This window comes from Longispora sp. NPDC051575 (assembly GCF_040681875.1).
In the GTDB taxonomy this organism is placed as follows: Bacteria; Actinomycetota; Actinomycetes; order Mycobacteriales; family Micromonosporaceae; genus Longispora.
Genome location: NZ_JBFAZP010000006.1, coordinates 604,829 through 620,840, shown reverse-complemented (window position 1 = coordinate 620,840; position 16,012 = coordinate 604,829). Strand labels below are relative to the sequence as shown.

Here is a 16,012-nt window from a genome sequence, read left to right as displayed (position 1 = left end):
CCCCACCCACTAAGAGGAGTGCTGGAGGATCAAGGTCGACAGCACGGGCCCGTCCACCGCCTCGTAGCTGTGCGGAATGCTCGCAGAAAAGCACACATAGTCACCGGCCCGCAGCTCGAACGGATCGTTCGGCGGCCCCACCCGCAGCACCCCGGACACCACGTGGATGTGCTCCAGCCCCGGGTGCCCCTCCGAGTGCTGGACGGCCCCGGGGCGCACCCGCTGCTCGTACACCTCGATGATCGTTCTTCCGGCGTCGAGCCGGTGCAGCAGCCGCAGCTCGACCGCCGCCCCGCTGATCTTCGTGCCCTCACCGGCCCTGACCAGGGCGATCGCGCTGCGCTCGGCCTCGCTGACCAGTGCCGAAACCGGGACGTCCAGGGCGCGCGACAACGAGAACAGGGTCTCGATCGTCGGGTTCCCGCCGGGCCCCTCCAGCTGGGACAGCGTCGCCTTGCCGATGCCGGAGCGTCTGCTCAGCTCCGACAGGGAGATGTTGCGGGCGGCGCGCAGGGTGCGCAGGTTCGCGGCGAGGACGGCTTGCATCGTGGACACGCTCAGCAGCGTAGCGGGACGCCGTGACAGGATAGGGAGCATGTGTGGACTGCTCACCTTCGTCAGCGCTCTCGGAGCGGCACCCCTGCAGCAGGCGGCGTTCACCGCGGCCCTGGACACGATTCAGCACCGTGGCCCGGACGAGACCGAGGTCACCCGGGCCGGGCACGACGTCCTGCTCGGCTTCCAGCGCCTGTCGATCATCGACGTGGAGAAGAGCCACCAGCCGATCTGGTACGACCACGACCGGTACGTGATGACCTTCAACGGCGAGATCTACAACTACATCGAGCTGCGCGAGGAGCTGGTCAAGCAGTTCGGCGCGGAGTTCCGCACGGACGGCGACTCGGAGACCATCGTCGCGGCGTACCACTACTGGGGCCCGCAGGCCGTCAAGAAGCTCCGCGGCATGTTCGCGTTCCTGATCTGGGACACCCAGTCGAAGACGGCGTTCGGCGCGCGCGACCCGTTCGGCATCAAGCCGCTGTTCTACACCCTCACCGAGGACGGGCTGTACGCGGCGAGTGAGAAGAAGGCGCTCATGCCCTTCTCGGCCGCCGCCCGCAACGGGGACGCGGGCATCGACGGGGCGAACCTGTCGCACTACCTGACCCTGCAGTACGTGCCGGAGCCCGGCACCATGACGAAGGGCATCTCCCGGCTCGGCTCGGGCGAGTGCTTCACGTACCAGCCGGGCGGCTCGATGGAGGTCATGCGGTACTGGAAGGCGGAGTTCCGCCCGACCCCGGTCACCGACACCGAGCGCAAGTACGCGCAGATCCGCGAGGCCCTGCGGGAGAGCGTCCGGATCCACATGCGCTCGGACGTGCCGGTCGGCGCGTTCCTGTCCAGCGGCATCGACTCCACGGCCGTCGTCGCGCTGGCCCGGGAGTTCAACCCGAACATCCTGACCTTCACCGCGGCGCTCGACGTCGAGGGCTACTCGGAGCTCGACGTCGCGCAGGACTCCGCCCGGCACCTGGGCGTGAAGACCTACCCGGTGGTCGTGACCGCCCAGATGATGATGGACGCGCTGCCGAAGATCGTCTGGCACCTCGACGACCCGGTCGCCGACCCCGCGCTCGTCCCGCTCTACTACGTCGCCAAGCTCGCCAGCGAGCACGTCACGGTGTCCCTGTCCGGCGAGGGCTCCGACGAGTTCTTCGGCGGCTACACGATCTACCGCGAGCCGCTGTCCCTGCGCTCCATCACGGGCCTGCCCGACGGGGTGCAGAAGGGCCTGCGCGCCGTCTCGAAGGTGATCCCCGAGGGCGTGAAGGGCAAGAGCTTCCTGGAGCGGGGTACGACGCCCCTGACCGAGCGGTACTACGGCAACGCGAAGATCTTCACCGAGGACGAGAAGCGCGACCTGATGCGCCGCTACGACCCGGCCGTGCGCTACACCGACGTCACCGACGGGATCTACACCGAGGCCGCGCACCTCGACGACGTGACGAAGATGCAGTACATCGACCTGTACACCTGGCTGCGCGGCGACATCCTCGTCAAGGCGGACCGGATGTCGATGGCCAACTCGCTGGAGGTCCGCGTCCCGTTCCTCGACTACGAGGTGTTCGCCGCCGCCGCCGACCTGCCGGTGGACCTGAAGCTCCCGCCGCGCTCCACCGACACGAAGTACGCGCTCCGCCAGGCCCTGCGCGGGGTCGTCCCGCCGGAGATCGTCAACCGGGTCAAGCTCGGCTTCCCCACCCCGATCCGGGTCTGGCTGAAGACCGAGATGTACCAGTGGGCCAAGGACATCTTCGCGTCCTCGGGCGCCGGCAGCCTCGTCGACCTCGGCTACGCGCAGCGCCTGCTCGACGCGCACCGGGCCGGCGAGGGCGACCAGAGCCGCAAGGTGTGGACGATCCTGGTCTTCTGCCTCTGGTACGCGATCTACGTCGACCACACCCTCGACCCGGGCATCGGCCACAACGCCTCCCAGCTCAAGCTGAAGCCCCGGGTCGACCGGGTCGTCGCGTAGCCCGATGACACTCAGCGCGGCCGGTCGGCGCGGGCCCGGGTCCTGCCCGACCGGGTTCCGGGCCGACCGTGCCGCGCTCCGTCAGGGGGCCGGCCGGTGATCCGGGTCATGGTGGTCGACGACCATCCCATGTGGCGCGACGGCGTGTCCCGCGACCTCACCGCCGCCGGCTACGACGTCGTCGCCGCCTGCGGCGAGGGCCGCCAGGCGGTCAGGATCGCCCCGGCCGTCCGCCCGCAGGTCGCCGTCCTGGACCTGCAACTGCCCGACCTGTCCGGGGTGGACGTGGTGCGCGGCCTGCTCGCCGTCGATCCCGAGATCCGGATCATGATGCTGTCCGCCGTGGACGAGCGCCAGGCCGTGCTGGACGCGGTGAAGGCCGGCGCCCTGGGCTACCTGCTCAAGTCGGCGCACACCGCCGAGTTCCTGGAGGCGGTCCGGGCCACCGCCGCCGGGGAGGCCGTGTTCTCGCCGGGGCTGGCGGCGCTGATCCTGGGGGAGTACAAGCAGCTCTCGGCGGGTGGGCCGCAGCTCACCGACCGGGAGACCGAGGTGCTCCGGTTCGTCGCCAAGGGCCTCAGCTACCGGCAGATCGCCGAGCGCCTCGTGCTGTCGCACCGCACCGTGCAGAACCACGTGCAGAACACCCTCACCAAGCTCCAACTGCACAACCGCGTCGAACTCGTCCGGTACGCGATCGAGAACGACCTCTACGACTGAGTACGGGGGCTCAGGCGTCCGCCGACCGGTTCCGCGAGGCTGGACCGATGAGCAGCGCAGCGCGTGGCACCCCCGATCGGGCGTGCCCGCCCCGGAACCTGGGTACCTTCGACCTCATGGCCGACAACGACCCGACCCCCTCCTCCGGGGTGTCCCGGTGATCCGGCAGCTCGCGACCTGCGCCGCCGTCGGCATCGGCGCGGTGGTGCTCTGGTTCGTCGGCGGCTGGGGCGTCGGCACGCTGATCCCGTGCGAGATGGAGGGTTTCGGCTGCCTGGGCACGTTGCTCACGACCCTCGTCCTCGCGGTGCCGGTCACCATCCTGGTCAGCTGGATCGCGCTCCGGCTCCTGAAGGTGCGCGGTCCGGCCGCCGTCGCCCTGCTCGGCCCGGTCCTGACCGTGGCGATCTACTTCGGCGCCGACTGGCTGCGGCTGTGGGAGCTGGCGCGGCTGTCGCCGGTGTCCGAGGTGTCGCAGCTGGTGCCGGCGTACGTGGCCGGCGTCGGCTACCTGCTCGTCGGCTGGGTCACGTTCGAGGTGACCGCTCGGCGCGACGCGGCACGCGGAACTCGATTTCGGTCCCCTGATCCGGGGCCGTGACCAGGGACATCGTCCCGCCGAGGCCCTCGGCCCGCCCGCGCATCGACTGCGCGACCCCCAACCGGCCGGCCGCCGCCGCCCGGTCCACCTGCTCGGCGGTCGCGCCCAGCCCGTCGTCGCGGACCGACACCAGCACGTCGGCGCGCTCCTCCTCGACCGTCACCCAGGCCCGGGCCCCGGGGCCGGCGTGCCGGGTGACGTTGTCCAGCGCGGCGCCGACGGCGGCGACGAGTTCCGTGGCCCGGTCCGACGGCAGCAGGACCGGACCGGCCGGGCCCGAGACCGACACCTGGGTGGACGCGAAACCGGTGAGCAGCGCGCACAGGTCCGCCTCCCCGCCCGGGGCCACCGGCCCGTGCACGCCGAGGACCAGCCCGCGCAGGGCCGCCTCCTGCTCGCCGGCCAGCCGGGCGATCTCCGCCCCGTCCGGGCCCAGGTCGGGGCCCCTGCGGTGCACGAGGGTGAGGACCTGGAGGACGCCGTCGTGCACGATCCGGGCGAGCCGTTCGCGTTCGTTGACGGCCGCCTCCCGCTCCGTCATCAGGGTCATCCGCCACTCGGCTTCCCGGAGCAGCTGGGACACCAGGCCGACGACGCCGCCGCCCATCAGGAGCATCACGACGTCGTACAGGGTGTTCTGGCTCGGCGGGACGCCCGGCAGCACCATCGTGATCACGATGATCACCAGGCTGGCCGCCATGCCGCGCCACGGGCCGCCGAGGATCGCGCAGGCCAGCACCGACGCGGACACCCACGGGCCGGTGACCGTCGCGTCCGGGTCGCCGCCGTCGAGGACGTAGAAGGTGCCCAGCAGGAGTACGGCGCTCACGGCCAGGTCGGCCAGGCACACCGCCCACCGCCGCCCCCGGTCGACCGCGTTGGCGGCGGTCATCGCGACCGTCCACAGCACCATCACGACGAACACGCCGAGGGCGAGCCGCCGGTCGGTGTACACCGGCCAGTAGTGCACGGTCTGCATCGCGGCGTAGCCCAGCAGGATCACGCGGTACGCGATCAGCGCGCGCCACAGCGGCGTCGCGAACCCCAGCGTCTTCACGCGCCCATCGTGCCACCCACCCGGCCCAACGTCAGCCCACCCGAGCCCCGGACAGCCCGCACCCAGCCACCCGCCCCGCACCACCACCCGCCCCGCCCCACCACCCCGTACGAACACAGGCCGGTGGGGTTGGGTTCGGAGGGAGTCAAAGGCTCTTCTCCCTCCGAACCCAACCCCACCGGCCTCCCCGCCCGCATGCCACGCCAGGAAGCAGCAACCAGCCCGCGCCCCCGCCCCATGCCAAACTCGGGAATGCAAACAGCCGTCCTCGTGACCACCGTCTACATCCTCTCCCCGGACGCCCGATCCGTCCTCCTCATGCACCGCGACAAGCTCGACCAGGACACCCACGGCGGCAAATACGTGGGTATCGGCGGCCACCTCGAACCCGGCGAGGACCCCGTCACCTGCATCCGCCGCGAAACCACCGAGGAATCCGGCCTCACCCTCGGCGACCTCACCCTCCGAGGCACCATCCTCTGGCCCAACTTCCGCCCCGACGGCCAGGCCGAACTCTGCTACATCTTCCGCGCCGACACCTTCACCGGGGAACATCACGGCGGCAACGAGGAAGGCACCCTCGAATGGATACCGCTGGCCGACCTCCGCGACTTCCCCATGTGGGACAGCGACCACGAATGGCTCCCCATGGTCTTCGACGAGGACCCGCGCCAGTTCCACGGCGTGATGCCGTACGCGGACGGGGAGATGGTCTCGTGGAGTTACCAGCGGATCTAGCCCCGCCCCGGAGTCACCGAGCGTAACGTCACAGGTGGCGATGGGGGGTCCGATGGATCAGCATGCCCTGGAGGTCATGGACCTGCGGTACGCGGTGCTGGAGTCGCCCGGCGCCACCGACCCCGCCGTCCGCGACGCCGCGCACTACGACATCCGGCTGCCCGAGCTGTGGGCGGCGTACGTGGCCCGGGTGCGCGAGGAGTCGTACCAGATGACGGATCTTGATGTTGAGGACTTGTTGGCCGCCGGGTGCACCGAGGACGCGATCTTCGAGATGACCCTCGCCGCCGCGGTCGGGGCGGCCACCCAGCGGCTCGACGCCGGACTGCGCGCGGTGCGGGAAGCGGACTGACGTGCGCCTCAGGGTCCTCGACCAGGGGCACCGGCCGCGCCAACGCCTGGCGCTGCGGGTGATGCGGCTCGTGTCCCGGACCCAGGTGGACCCGGTGGCGAAGGTGACGCTGTACCGGCCCGAGCTGTTCGGCCGGCCGTGGCTGCGGTTCGTGGAGTCGGCGATGCGCGGGCCGTCGGAGTGGAGCGAGGGGGAGCGGGAGCTGTTCGGGGCGTTCGTGTCCCGGCTCAACCTGTGCGGGTTCTGCGTCGGCGTGCACGAGCGGACCAGCGAGATGATCCTCGGCGGGGACGCCGGGGTCGACCGGCTCGGGCACTGGCGGGACGGCGGGTTCCCGCCGAAGGTGGCCGCGATGTTCGGGCTGCTGGAGAAGGTGACCCTGGAGCCGGACGCGGTGCGGCCGCAGGATGTGCGGGTCGTGCGGGCGGCGGGGGTGTCGGACACCGCGATCCTCGACGGGCTGTATGTCGGGTTCCTGTTCAACACGGTGAACCGGCTGGCCAACGCGTTGGACTTCCGGTGGGGGAGCGACGCGGACCGGCGGGGGATGGCGTCGCGCCTGGTGAAGAACCGCTACCACGTCCCGGACTTCCTCCTCCGCTGAGCGAGCGCCCCGGATCGGCTGAGCCCGGCCCCGTCCCGCTCGGCCCGCCCGGCCTGGGGCAGCGCGGCGCCCGCCGACCCAGACCAGCGGAGTCCGACGTCGACCACCACGGCCCCGAACCCCCACGGTCGACCTGCGCACCACCGCCCCCGCACGGCATGATCGGGACATGGCTCATCTCGGACTCGTGACCCTCGTCGTGCGCGCCTACGACGAGGCCATCGCCTTCTACGTGGACTCCGTCGGCTTCGACCTCACCGCCGACTTCGCCCTCCCCGACGGCAAACGCTGGGTCGTCGTCACCCCGCCCGGCGCCCGGACGGGCCTCCTCCTCGCCGAGGCCGCCACCCCGGAACAGTCCGCGAGGATCGGCGACCAGACCGGCGGCCGGGTCGGCCTGTTCCTCTACTCCGACGACTTCGACGCCGACCACGCCCGGATGACCGCCGCGGGCGTGAGGTTCCTCGAAGAACCACGCCGCGAGGGGTACGGCACCGTCGCCGTGTTCGAGGACCTGTACGGCAACAAGTGGGACCTCATCCAGCACGCCGCCTGACCCAGATTGCTCCAGAGTGGACAGCGGAAGAAATTGCCCACCGTAAAAGTGCAATGGTTGGTAACAATTGGCTCTCGGCCCATCGCGGGTGTGAACATGACTCGATGGCTGAGCTTTTCCGTGACACCGCCGTCGCGGCCGAGGTGCCGATCGCGGTCCGGGACTTCCGCGGCGACGGCCCCGACGTGGTGCTCCTGCACGGCGGCGGGCGCTCCCTGGAGGACTGGCGCTGGGTCGTGCCCCACTTCCAGAATGCCGGCCGCCGGGTCCTCGCCATCGACCTGCGCGGACACGGCCGGTCGGGCCGGGCCCCGTGGACCTGGGACGGCGCGTACGCGGACCTGTGCGCGGTGGTCGACCAGCTGGAGCTCGACCGGCCCACGATCGTCGGCCACTCCCTCGGCGGCATGCTCGCGGCCCTGTGGGCCTCCCGGCACCCCGAATGCCCGCTGGCGGTGAACGTCGAGGGCTTCGGCGCGCCCCGGAGCCCGGCGGACTTCGACCTCCCGGAGGACGAGGCGCGGGCGGCGCACGCGGCGGTCACCGGCTTCAAGGCCGAGCTGGCGGCGGACGGTGACCCGGAGTTCGCGCGCCTCCTCGACGCCATCGCGGAACTGGACGTGTGGGGCACGCTCCGCGCCACCCGTAGCCCCCTGTTGACCGTCGCCGGGGACCGCTGCGTCTACGACCAGCATCTGCCCGAGCCCCTGGTCGGCGCCATGGCGGCCCGCAGGACGACCATTCTCCGGGTACTGAACGAGCTGGCCGGTGACGTGCCCCTCCTGGAGACGGTGTCCCTGCCGGCGGGCCACGACGTGCACCTGGAGGAGCCGGCCCGCCTGGTCCGCACGATCCTGGCGGCCCCCGGAGACTGAATGGCCCCCACCAGGAGCGGGGCAGCGGGAACCGGGAGGTCCTCCTACCATCACCACATGGAGAACCCTCCGACCGCGTTCGTCGTCGCTTTCGTCGCCGTCGCCTTGGTGATGCTGGCCGTGCCGCTGCTGGCGATCGGCTTCGGCCTGCGCTCGCGTCGCCGGGCGCGCCAGTTCCGCAGCTCCGGTCGGCCGGCGACCGCGACCGTCGTGGACAACCAGATGACCTCGGGCGCGGGCGGCAGGCTCTTCTTCAGCCCCGTGGTCCGCTTCAGGACCGACAGCGGGACGGAGGTCACGGGCACGACGTCGCACCGGCCGACCTCGGCCATCGTGGGCTCGACGATGGAGGTCGTCTACGACCCGGAGAATCCGTCCCGGGTCGAACCGGCCGCTGGCGGCGGCGCGGCCGGGACGGCGGCGATCATCTTCGGCCTGGTCACACTGGCGATGCTGTTGGTGTTCTTCTTCCTCGCGGGGAGCATGTTCTCGTTGTTCCCCGCAGCGGAGACCGCCGACTGCCCGCCGAACCTCCCGGCGGATTTCCCCGGCTGCTGAGCGGGCCGGGCCAGCTGCCTCCCCTGAGTGGTGGTCGGGGAAGCCGACACACGACCGGCCCCGCTGGCGCCCGGAGTAGGTGACCGGCCGGCTTCCCGGTACCCGTCTAGGGGTTGTGGTCGGGCAGTAGGAGGGACGTGATCGTCGCGATCGAGGCGTCCGGCAGGTGCCAGGTCGGGGTCAGGTCCTCGGGCAGGGTCGGCCCGACGAACACCGACCGGCCCACGGCGCGCAGCATCGGCACGTCACCCCGGCTGTCCCCGACCGCCGCGACATCCGCCATCGCGATGCCCCGCCGGGCCGCGAACTCCGCCAGCAGCACCGGCTTCGTCCACGGGAACACGTGCCGGAAGCCGCGCCCGTGCGGCCGGGTGCCGATGAAGTCGACGACCCCGAAGCGTTCCGCGAACCACGACACCGTCAGCGTGAAGGTCAGGGACACGATCACGACGGGTACGCCCGCCGCGCGCAACGCCGCCAGCCCCTCGAACACCCCGGGCGCGAGCGGGATGTCCCCGAGCGGCCCGGTGATCCGGTCGGGGGCCAGCCCGGTGAGGATCGGCCACACCCCGGTCCGGGCGGCGCGGATCTCCGCCTCGGTCCGCGACGTCTCCCAGACGGCCATCCGCTCGGCGAAACCGTTCGCGGCGGCGATGCTCTCCAGGCAGCTCGGCCCCCGGGTCAGCGTCCCGTCCAGGTCGAACGCGACCAGCGCGGGCACCCCGGCGGCCCCGTCCCTGTGCCGCACCTTACGGTTGCCAGCCGCGCCCTGCGCCGCGCTCACGGGTTCGCCCGCGAGTACTCGGTCACCAGGCGGGTCAGCAGCGCCGCCGCCGGCCACGCCTGCCGCCCCGGCCGGGTCACCGCGTACATCCGGCGCACCGCCTCCACGCCCGGGATCGGCGTCAGCACCACCCCGGCCCGGGGCGTGAGGAAGTCCGGCACCAGGGCCACGCCCAGCCCGGCGGCCACGATGTCCATCACCAGCTCCAGGCTGTCGGCCCGGTGTGTGACCCGGGGCGCGAACCCGGCCAGCGCGCAGCACCGCTCCGCCAGCTCGGTGTCGTCCTCGCTGCGGGAGTTCGCCACCCAGGGCTCGCCGGCCAGGTCCTCCAGCCGGGTCGGGACCGGGCCTGCGGGGACGACGAGCACCATCGGGGTCGAGCACACGTACCGGGCGGTCTCGTCGTCGGCGAACCGGGGCACCAGGTTGTAGTCGTAGACGAAGCCGAGGTCGATCTCGTCGTCGGCGAGCAAGGCCGCCACCTCGGGGGGTTCGCGTTCCTGCAACTCGACGCGCAGGTCGGGGTGGCTGGCGGCGAGCGGGCGCACCACGGGCAGCACGAACCCGGTCAACGCGCTGGTGTACGCGGCCACCCGCAGCACCCCGCTCGGCGGGCCGTCGGGGCCCAGGGCGGCGTGCGCGGCGTCGATCGCGGCGAGGATGCCCTCCGCGTGCTCCACGAGCCGCCGGCCGGCGGGGGTGAACCGGACCGTGCGCCCGGTACGTTCGAGCAGGATCGCGCCGACCTCGCGCTCCAGGGTGGCGAGGTGCATGGAGACGGTCGACGTGCCGTATCCGGTGGCGTCGGCCACGGCCCGCATCGTGCCCCTGCGGTGCAGCTCGACGAGTACCCGAAGTCGATGGGTGTCCATGTTCTCGATTGTCCACGATTCATGGACAGTTAGTCCATGATCCTGCGATAGACATGAACGGTACGGCTGGGGTGCGATGGAGCCATGACCCCCGCGACCTCCGCCCCCGCTGTCGGCTACGCCCTCGCCTCGATGCTGATCATCCAGGTCGGCGCGGCGGTGTCCACCTCGCTGTTCGCCACGATCGGCCCGGCCGGCGCGTCGTGGCTGCGCCTGGCCTGGGCCGCCGTCATCTTCGTCGCGATCGCCCGGCCGAAGGTGTGGCGGATGCGCCCGGCCGACCTCGGGGTGGCCGCCGTGCTCGGCGTGGTCAGCGCCGGGATCACGCTGCTGTTCTTCGAGGCGGTCGCCCGGCTGCCGCTGGCCACCGCCGTGGCCGTCGAGTTCCTCGGACCGCTCGCCGTGGGCCTGCTCCGCCCGGGCGGCCGGACCTGGCCGGCGCTCGCGTTCGGCGGGGTCCTGCTCGTCACCCAGCCGTGGACGGGGACCGCCGACCTGGTCGGGATCGCCTTCGCGCTCGGGGCGGCGGCGTGCTGGGGGGCGTACATCCTGCTCACCCAGCGGGTCGCCGACCGGTTCTCCGGGCTCGACGGACTGGCCGTGTCGATGCCGGCGGCGGCCCTGGTGGCGACGTTCTTCGGCGCGCCGGCCGCGTGGCCGCACCTCGACTGGTCGCTGCTCCTCGTCGGGGTGGGGCTCGCGCTGCTGATCCCGGTGCTGCCGTACACCCTGGAGCTGTTGGCGCTGCGCAAGCTGACCACGTCGGCGTTCGGGACGCTGATGAGCCTGGAGCCGGCGTTCGCGCTGGTGGTGGGGGCGGTGCTGCTGCACCAGATCCCCGGGGCGCTCCAGGGGGCGGGGATCCTGCTGGTCACCCTCGCGTCGTTCGGCGCGGCCCGCACCGGCTCCCGCCCCGCACCGGCCGCGCCCGAGCTGGAGGTGGCGGTCAGTAGTCCGCGGTCTTCGTGACCTTGCCGAACCGGGGGAACACCGTCCCCACCGCCATCGCGTGCTCCTCCGCCGTCAGCCCCGACATCGCGTCCTCGACGAACTCCACCTCGAACCCGGCGTCGGAGGCGGCGCGCGCCGTGGACTCCACGCCCATCGTCGTCACCAGCCCGCCGAACACCACCGTGTCCACGCCGCGGGCCCGCAGGTCGGCCTCCAGCGTCGTACCGAAGAAGGCTCCGATCGTGTTCTTGACGATCTGCGTGTCACCGTCGCGCACGAGACCCTCGACGAACCCGCTGCCGGGCGGCTGTTCGGCGACGTTGGGCCGGTCGACCCGGACCAGGAACACCGGCCGGCCGGCCGCGCGGAACGCCGAAGCCAGCTGGAGGCACCGGTCGAGCACCTCGGGGCCGGTGTGCGGGGCGACCGGGAGCGCGACGATGCGCGGCATGAGGTCGATGAGGACGAGACCCGTTGTCATGATCGGAGGGTAGCGTGGCCGCCATGAGGCATATCGCGCTGTTGCGGGCGATCAACGTCGGCGGGCGGAACAAGGTGGCGATGTCCTGGCTGAAGGAGGCCCTGCTGGCGATGGGGTTCACCGACGTGGCCACGGTCGTGCAGAGCGGCAACGCCGTGTTCACCGGCGCGGGCGAGGATCTCGCGGGCGACATCGAGCGCCGGATCACCGCCGACCTCGGGCTCACGGTGTCGGTGCTGACCCGGACCCGCGACGAGCTGGCCGACGTGGTCGCGCGCAACCCGTGGCCGGACCGGGTGGCCGACCCGACGTCGGTGCACGTGGACTTCCTGTCCGAAACCCCGTCCCCGGCGAAGATCGCGACCCTCGACCCGGAGGCGCTGCGGCCCGACGAGTTCCGGGTCGACGGCACGGAGGCCTACCTGTGGTACCCGAACGGTTCCGGCCGTTCCAAGCTCACCAACGACCTGCTGGAGCGCCGCCTGGGCGTCGTCGGCACCGCCCGCAACTGGAACACCGTCACCAAGCTCCTCGCGCTGGCGGACGCGTGAGCGAGCTGCGCACGGGGGTCGACGTGCCCGGGGTGCCGGCGGAGCGCGCGCTGGCCGCGTTCACCGACCCGGACGTGCTGCGCGCCTGGTGGGGCGGGGAGCTGTTCATGGCCGACGGGATGTACGTGGTGAACTTCGCGCACCTGGGCCGGGTGCTCACCGGCCGGGTGCTGGCGCACGAGCCCGGGCATCTGGCGTTCTCCTGGCAGTGGGACGGGGAGGGCAAGGCGTTCCGGGTCGATGTGCGCGCGGACGGCGAGCGGCTGGAGCTGACCCACGGGCCGTACACGCCCGCGGACGCCGACGAGCGCACCGCGCACATCGCGGGCTGGGCGTTCTTCCTGCCCAGGCTGGCGAAGACGCTCCTCACGCCTTAACGGACGGTCCCGGCCGGGCGCTCCACGTGCGGCCGGGGCAGCGGATCCGGTGCCCCGCCCCCTAGTCTGTGGGCCATGGGAGCCTTGCAACCGGTGCACCTCGCCTTCATCCTCTGCCCGATCGTCCTGGCGGTCGCGGCCGTGATCGGGGTGGTCCTGTTCGTCTCGAAGGGCAAAAACCGCCCCTGACCCCAAATTTTTTTGGTACTCCGCGCGCACACCGATCGACAGGTGTGCGCGCGCCTTTTTCCTTGGCATACAAGGGTTTTCGGCATTCGCGTTGCCGGGCTGCCCCGCTGCTCCACATAGCAGCTGGTAGGCGTATTTACACGAATACATCACATGTGCAGATTTGTGAGTGCACTCTTATCACATGACTAGCGGTGTCTCAGCGAGCGGCGAACCGGCCCAGTTCTACTGGTGTCTGCGACACAACCGTGTGGAGACCGAAGGCAACGCGTGCGCCGGGGTGGATCGCCTCGGTCCGTACGCGACCGCGCAGGACGCGAGCCACGCACTACAGCAGGTGGCGGAACGCGAGGCGCGACTGGATGCCGAAGACGCCCGCTGGAAAGGAGAAACGGCCTGATCCGGTGCGATTTTTGCATACATATCAGTGCTAGCTCTCAAGGAGGAAACCATGGCCACGATGGCTAAGAAAGCCCCGGCCAAGAAGGCCGCGAAGAAGACCACCGCCGTGAAGGCCGCCGCCAAGAAGACGGCGACCACGGCGGTCAAGAAGACGGCGGCGAAGAAGACCGTCGCCAAGAAGACGGTCGCGAAGAAGACCGCGCCCGCGACGAAGGCGGTCGCCAAGAAGGCCCCGGCCAAGAAGGTCGCCACCAAGAAGGCGGCGGTGAAGAAGGCCGCCGCGAAGAAGACGACCACGGCGGCGAAGAAGGCCCCGGCGAAGAAGGTGGTGGCCAAGAAGGTCGCCGCGAAGAAGACCGCGCCGGCGAAGAAGGCCGCGACCAAGAGCACGGCCAAGACCGCCGTGAAGAAGGTCGCCGCCAAGAAGGCCAGCACCGTCCGCAAGGCGACGACGGCCGCGAAGAAGACGACGGCGAAGAAGGCGCCCGCCAAGAAGGTGGCCGCGAAGAAGGCGACGAAGACCGCGCCGACGAAGACGACGGCGGCCAAGAAGGCGCCGGCGAAGAAGGCGACGGTCAAGAAGGCGGTCAAGAAGGCCGCCGCGAAAAAGACAACAGCCCGCAAATCTACTGGTACGACCAAAAAGTAGTGCATCACGCGGGGCGGGGTCCGGGAACGGGCCCCGCCTCAGCGCGTCCGGGCGCAATGCCCGCGGGACCTGGTAGAAAGACCGCGTGACCCGGATCTCGAGTGCCCCCAGGATCGACTTCTCAGACCTGCGCCGCGAGCTGGACCTGCCCGGGGAGTTTCCCGCCCCGGCGCTCGCCGAGGCCGCCGCCGGCCCGCGCGACCTGCCCCGGACCGACCGCACCGACCTCGCCTTCGTCACCATCGACCCGCCGACCTCCATGGACCTCGACCAGGCCATGCTCCTGACCCGGCAGGGGGACGGCTACCGGGTGTACTACGCCATCGCCGACGTCGCCGCGTTCGTGGACCCCGGCGGCGCGCTGGACGCCGAGACCTGGCTGCGCGGCCAGACCGTGTACCTGCCCGACGGCAAGGTGCCGCTGCACCCGAAGGTGATGAGCGAGGGCGGCGCGAGCCTGCTGCCTGACCAGGACACCCCGGCCGTGCTGTGGACGATCGACCTGGCCGCCGACGGTACGACCACGCGCGTCGACGTCGAACGCGCGCTCGTCCGCAGCCGCGCCAAGCTCAGCTACGACATGGACCCGGCCACCCTGCCCGAGTCGATCGCCCTGCTGCCCGAGATCGGCCCGCTGCTCGTCGCGCTCGGCCTGGCCCGGGGCGCGATCAACCTGCCCATCCCGGAGCAGGAGATCTCCCCGGACGGCGACGGCTGGGCGCTGCACCTGCGCCAGCAGACCCCGCTGGAGCAGTACAACGCGCAGATCTCGTTGCTCACCGGGGCCGCGGCGGGCGCGATGATGCTCGCCGGCAAGGTCGGGCTGCTGCGCACCATGCCCCCGCCGGAGCAGGGCGCCGTCAACCGGCTCAAGACGTGCGCGAAGGCCCTGGGCATCGCGTGGCCGGCTGGCGCGAAGGTCGGCGAGGTGATCGCCACCGTGTCGCCGGGCGAACCGCGCGGGGCGGCGTTCCTGGACGCGGCGGCCGAGCTGATGCGCGGCGCCGGGTACACGCCGTTCGACGGGGCGGTGCCCGAGCAGGCCCAGCACGCGGGCATGGCCACGGCGTACGCGCACGTGACCGCCCCGCTGCGCCGGCTCGCCGACCGGTACGCCACCGAGGTCTGCCTCGCCCTGCACGCCGGTCAGCCGGTGCCCGACTGGGTGCGGGCGGCGCTCCCGGGGCTGCCCGAGGTGATGTCGAAGACCGACCGGCGGGCCAACGCGGCCGAGCGCGGCGCCGTCGACCTGGTCGAGGCCGTGCTGCTCGCCGACCGGGTGGGCGAACGCTTCGAGGCCGGGGTGCTCGACCTCGACGACCGGCGCGGTGTGAAGGGCGGCATGGTCGCGGTGGAGGAGCTGGCCGTGGTGGCGCGCTGCGAGGGGGTGCTGCCGCTGGGGGAGCGGGTCCAGGTGACCCTGGTGGAGGCGGACCCGAAGAAGCGGCGGGTGCTGTTCCGGGCCTAGAGGCGCACGTAGACGTTCAGGCCGTACGGGGTGTACCCGAGACGCTGGGCGATCCGCATGGCCGCCGGGCTGTCCACCAGGGCCCGGAACCGGGCGATCCCGTGCAGCCGGAGCGCGTGCGAACTGGCCGCCGCCGCCGTCCGGGTCGCCAGGCCCCGCCGGCGCGCCTCGGGCCGGGTCAGCAGGCCGACGTCGGTGGGCTGGCCGTTCCAGTTCGTCAGGTTCGCCGCCGCGAGCAGCCTGCCCTCGTCGAACGCGCCGAACAGCGCGCCCGGCTCGTCGGCGAAGCCGCCCTCCTCCCAGTCCTCCTCGGGGCAGGCGGAGCGCAGCTCGGCGAGCGCGAGGTGGTCACCGGGGTTGAGGCGGCGAATGGCCGAGTGCTCGGGGAGCCGGTCGGCGCTGGTCAGGTAGTGGTGCTGGCTGGGCCCGAGCACGGAAGCCTGCGGGAAGACCTCCGACCAGAACTCGGCCGTCAGGAGCGACTCCGGGCCGATCCCGTGCACGGCCATCACGGCGTCGGTGAGCTGTTCCGTGGGGACCGTGACCCGGACACAGCCCGGGGTGCCGAGCACGTAGACCCCGTGTCCACCCCTGCTGTCGGCCACGAGGTGCACGCCCGGGGTGGTGTCCCGGCCGAGCGCCCGATTCCAGTACTCCTCAACGACATTCAGCACCACGGAAGGGTGAC

21 protein-coding genes are annotated in these 16,012 nt (G+C 71.7%); 15 read left to right on the top strand and 6 right to left on the bottom strand.

Annotation, left to right across the window (positions count from 1 at the left end; translation table 11 throughout):
- Window positions 1–9: 9 nt before the first annotated feature.
- The gene (locus AB0M43_RS20445; RefSeq protein WP_363727008.1) at window positions 10–546 is read right to left on the bottom strand and encodes an XRE family transcriptional regulator; all 537 of its coding nucleotides are present in this window, start codon (window positions 544–546) and stop codon (window positions 10–12) included.
- Between the two features lie 49 nt (window positions 547–595).
- Between AB0M43_RS20445 and asnB the strand changes: the two genes are divergently transcribed.
- The 3 genes from asnB (at window position 596) to AB0M43_RS20430 (ending at window position 3,860) form a co-directional block, all read left to right on the top strand.
- The gene (gene asnB, locus AB0M43_RS20440; protein WP_363726847.1) at window positions 596–2,539 is read left to right on the top strand and encodes an asparagine synthase (glutamine-hydrolyzing); all 1,944 of its coding nucleotides are present in this window, start codon (window positions 596–598) and stop codon (window positions 2,537–2,539) included.
- A gap of 108 nt (window positions 2,540–2,647) precedes the next feature.
- Entirely contained in the window at window positions 2,648–3,259 is a 612-nt protein-coding gene (locus AB0M43_RS20435; RefSeq protein ID WP_363727006.1) for a response regulator transcription factor, read from the top strand.
- Window positions 3,260–3,416: 157 nt separating this feature from the next.
- Entirely contained in the window at window positions 3,417–3,860 is a 444-nt protein-coding gene (locus tag AB0M43_RS20430; protein WP_363726845.1) for a hypothetical protein, read from the top strand.
- On the opposite strand, the gene AB0M43_RS20425 is transcribed toward AB0M43_RS20430, so the two are convergent.
- Complete coding sequence (locus AB0M43_RS20425; protein WP_363726843.1) at window positions 3,787–4,917, bottom strand: DUF5931 domain-containing protein; 1,131 nt, start codon at window positions 4,915–4,917, stop codon at window positions 3,787–3,789. The genes AB0M43_RS20430 and AB0M43_RS20425 overlap by 74 nt on opposite strands.
- A gap of 252 nt (window positions 4,918–5,169) precedes the next feature.
- On the opposite strand from AB0M43_RS20425, the gene AB0M43_RS20420 reads away from it, so the two are divergent.
- The 6 genes from AB0M43_RS20420 to AB0M43_RS20395 all read left to right on the top strand — a co-directional run bounded on the left by AB0M43_RS20420 (window position 5,170) and on the right by AB0M43_RS20395 (window position 8,600).
- The gene (locus AB0M43_RS20420) at window positions 5,170–5,655 is read left to right on the top strand and encodes an 8-oxo-dGTP diphosphatase (protein ID WP_363726841.1); all 486 of its coding nucleotides are present in this window, start codon (window positions 5,170–5,172) and stop codon (window positions 5,653–5,655) included.
- A gap of 52 nt (window positions 5,656–5,707) precedes the next feature.
- On the top strand, window positions 5,708–6,007 hold the full coding sequence (locus AB0M43_RS20415; protein ID WP_363726840.1) for a hypothetical protein: 300 nt from the start codon (window positions 5,708–5,710) through the stop codon (window positions 6,005–6,007).
- Between the two features lies 1 nt (window position 6,008).
- Complete coding sequence (locus AB0M43_RS20410; RefSeq protein ID WP_363726838.1) at window positions 6,009–6,611, top strand: hypothetical protein; 603 nt, start codon at window positions 6,009–6,011, stop codon at window positions 6,609–6,611.
- Window positions 6,612–6,780: 169 nt separating this feature from the next.
- Entirely contained in the window at window positions 6,781–7,167 is a 387-nt protein-coding gene (locus AB0M43_RS20405; RefSeq protein WP_363726836.1) for a VOC family protein, read from the top strand.
- 104 nt (window positions 7,168–7,271) lie between these two features.
- Entirely contained in the window at window positions 7,272–8,042 is a 771-nt protein-coding gene (locus tag AB0M43_RS20400) for an alpha/beta hydrolase (RefSeq protein WP_363726834.1), read from the top strand.
- Between the two features lie 57 nt (window positions 8,043–8,099).
- Complete coding sequence (locus tag AB0M43_RS20395) at window positions 8,100–8,600, top strand: DUF3592 domain-containing protein (RefSeq protein ID WP_363726832.1); 501 nt, start codon at window positions 8,100–8,102, stop codon at window positions 8,598–8,600.
- A gap of 106 nt (window positions 8,601–8,706) precedes the next feature.
- Here the strand turns inward: AB0M43_RS20395 and AB0M43_RS20390 are convergent, their stop codons facing one another.
- Together AB0M43_RS20390 and AB0M43_RS20385 are read right to left on the bottom strand one after the other, a co-directional pair.
- Entirely contained in the window at window positions 8,707–9,348 is a 642-nt protein-coding gene (locus AB0M43_RS20390) for a haloacid dehalogenase-like hydrolase (protein ID WP_363726830.1), read from the bottom strand.
- Window positions 9,349–9,380: 32 nt separating this feature from the next.
- On the bottom strand, window positions 9,381–10,256 hold the full coding sequence (locus AB0M43_RS20385) for a LysR family transcriptional regulator (protein ID WP_363726829.1): 876 nt from the start codon (window positions 10,254–10,256) through the stop codon (window positions 9,381–9,383).
- 84 nt (window positions 10,257–10,340) lie between these two features.
- Here AB0M43_RS20385 and AB0M43_RS20380 point away from each other — a divergent pair, with 84 nt between their 5' ends.
- Window positions 10,341–11,225: an EamA family transporter gene (locus AB0M43_RS20380; protein ID WP_363726827.1), complete on the top strand. Its 885-nt coding sequence runs from the start codon at window positions 10,341–10,343 to the stop codon at window positions 11,223–11,225.
- Here the strand turns inward: AB0M43_RS20380 and AB0M43_RS20375 are convergent.
- Window positions 11,203–11,688, bottom strand: coding sequence for an isochorismatase family protein (locus tag AB0M43_RS20375; protein WP_363726825.1), 486 nt, complete (start codon window positions 11,686–11,688; stop codon window positions 11,203–11,205). The two genes, AB0M43_RS20380 and AB0M43_RS20375, sit on opposite strands and share 23 nt — an antisense overlap.
- A gap of 23 nt (window positions 11,689–11,711) precedes the next feature.
- Here AB0M43_RS20375 and AB0M43_RS20370 point away from each other — a divergent pair, with 23 nt between their 5' ends.
- From AB0M43_RS20370 to AB0M43_RS20350, 5 genes are all read left to right on the top strand, one after another.
- Window positions 11,712–12,239 (top strand): DUF1697 domain-containing protein, encoded by a 528-nt coding sequence (locus tag AB0M43_RS20370; RefSeq protein WP_363726823.1) that lies wholly within the window; start codon window positions 11,712–11,714, stop codon window positions 12,237–12,239.
- Window positions 12,236–12,616 (top strand): SRPBCC domain-containing protein, encoded by a 381-nt coding sequence (locus tag AB0M43_RS20365; RefSeq protein ID WP_363726821.1) that lies wholly within the window; start codon window positions 12,236–12,238, stop codon window positions 12,614–12,616. The genes AB0M43_RS20370 and AB0M43_RS20365 overlap by 4 nt, the downstream gene beginning before the upstream one ends.
- 373 nt (window positions 12,617–12,989) lie before the next feature.
- A complete protein-coding gene (locus AB0M43_RS20360) occupies window positions 12,990–13,205 on the top strand; it encodes a hypothetical protein (RefSeq protein ID WP_363726819.1) in 216 nt (71 codons plus the stop codon).
- Window positions 13,206–13,256: 51 nt separating this feature from the next.
- Window positions 13,257–13,856, top strand: coding sequence for a hypothetical protein (locus AB0M43_RS20355; protein WP_363726817.1), 600 nt, complete (start codon window positions 13,257–13,259; stop codon window positions 13,854–13,856).
- Between the two features lie 85 nt (window positions 13,857–13,941).
- Window positions 13,942–15,324, top strand: a complete 1,383-nt coding sequence (locus AB0M43_RS20350; RefSeq protein ID WP_363726815.1) for an RNB domain-containing ribonuclease — start codon at window positions 13,942–13,944, stop codon at window positions 15,322–15,324.
- Here AB0M43_RS20350 and AB0M43_RS20345 read toward each other — a convergent pair.
- Window positions 15,321–15,998 (bottom strand): GNAT family N-acetyltransferase, encoded by a 678-nt coding sequence (locus AB0M43_RS20345; RefSeq protein ID WP_363726813.1) that lies wholly within the window; start codon window positions 15,996–15,998, stop codon window positions 15,321–15,323. The genes AB0M43_RS20350 and AB0M43_RS20345 overlap by 4 nt on opposite strands.
- Window positions 15,999–16,012 lie beyond the last annotated feature (14 nt).

Coding starts and splice junctions, on each gene's coding strand:
- AB0M43_RS20445 (WP_363727008.1), bottom strand. CDS start 546: ATGCAAGCCGTCCTCGCCGCGAACCTGCGCACCCTGCGCGCCGCCCGC.
- AB0M43_RS20375 (WP_363726825.1), bottom strand. CDS start 11,688: ATGACAACGGGTCTCGTCCTCATCGACCTCATGCCGCGCATCGTCGCG.
- AB0M43_RS20415 (WP_363726840.1), top strand. CDS start 5,708: ATGGATCAGCATGCCCTGGAGGTCATGGACCTGCGGTACGCGGTGCTG.
- AB0M43_RS20395 (WP_363726832.1), top strand. CDS start 8,100: ATGGAGAACCCTCCGACCGCGTTCGTCGTCGCTTTCGTCGCCGTCGCC.
- AB0M43_RS20360 (WP_363726819.1), top strand. CDS start 12,990: ATGACTAGCGGTGTCTCAGCGAGCGGCGAACCGGCCCAGTTCTACTGG.
- AB0M43_RS20405 (WP_363726836.1), top strand. CDS start 6,781: ATGGCTCATCTCGGACTCGTGACCCTCGTCGTGCGCGCCTACGACGAG.
- AB0M43_RS20385 (WP_363726829.1), bottom strand. CDS start 10,256: ATGGACACCCATCGACTTCGGGTACTCGTCGAGCTGCACCGCAGGGGC.
- AB0M43_RS20370 (WP_363726823.1), top strand. CDS start 11,712: ATGAGGCATATCGCGCTGTTGCGGGCGATCAACGTCGGCGGGCGGAAC.
- AB0M43_RS20435 (WP_363727006.1), top strand. CDS start 2,648: ATGGTGGTCGACGACCATCCCATGTGGCGCGACGGCGTGTCCCGCGAC.
- AB0M43_RS20420 (WP_363726841.1), top strand. CDS start 5,170: ATGCAAACAGCCGTCCTCGTGACCACCGTCTACATCCTCTCCCCGGAC.
- AB0M43_RS20355 (WP_363726817.1), top strand. CDS start 13,257: ATGGCCACGATGGCTAAGAAAGCCCCGGCCAAGAAGGCCGCGAAGAAG.
- AB0M43_RS20380 (WP_363726827.1), top strand. CDS start 10,341: ATGACCCCCGCGACCTCCGCCCCCGCTGTCGGCTACGCCCTCGCCTCG.
- AB0M43_RS20400 (WP_363726834.1), top strand. CDS start 7,272: ATGGCTGAGCTTTTCCGTGACACCGCCGTCGCGGCCGAGGTGCCGATC.
- asnB (WP_363726847.1), top strand. CDS start 596: ATGTGTGGACTGCTCACCTTCGTCAGCGCTCTCGGAGCGGCACCCCTG.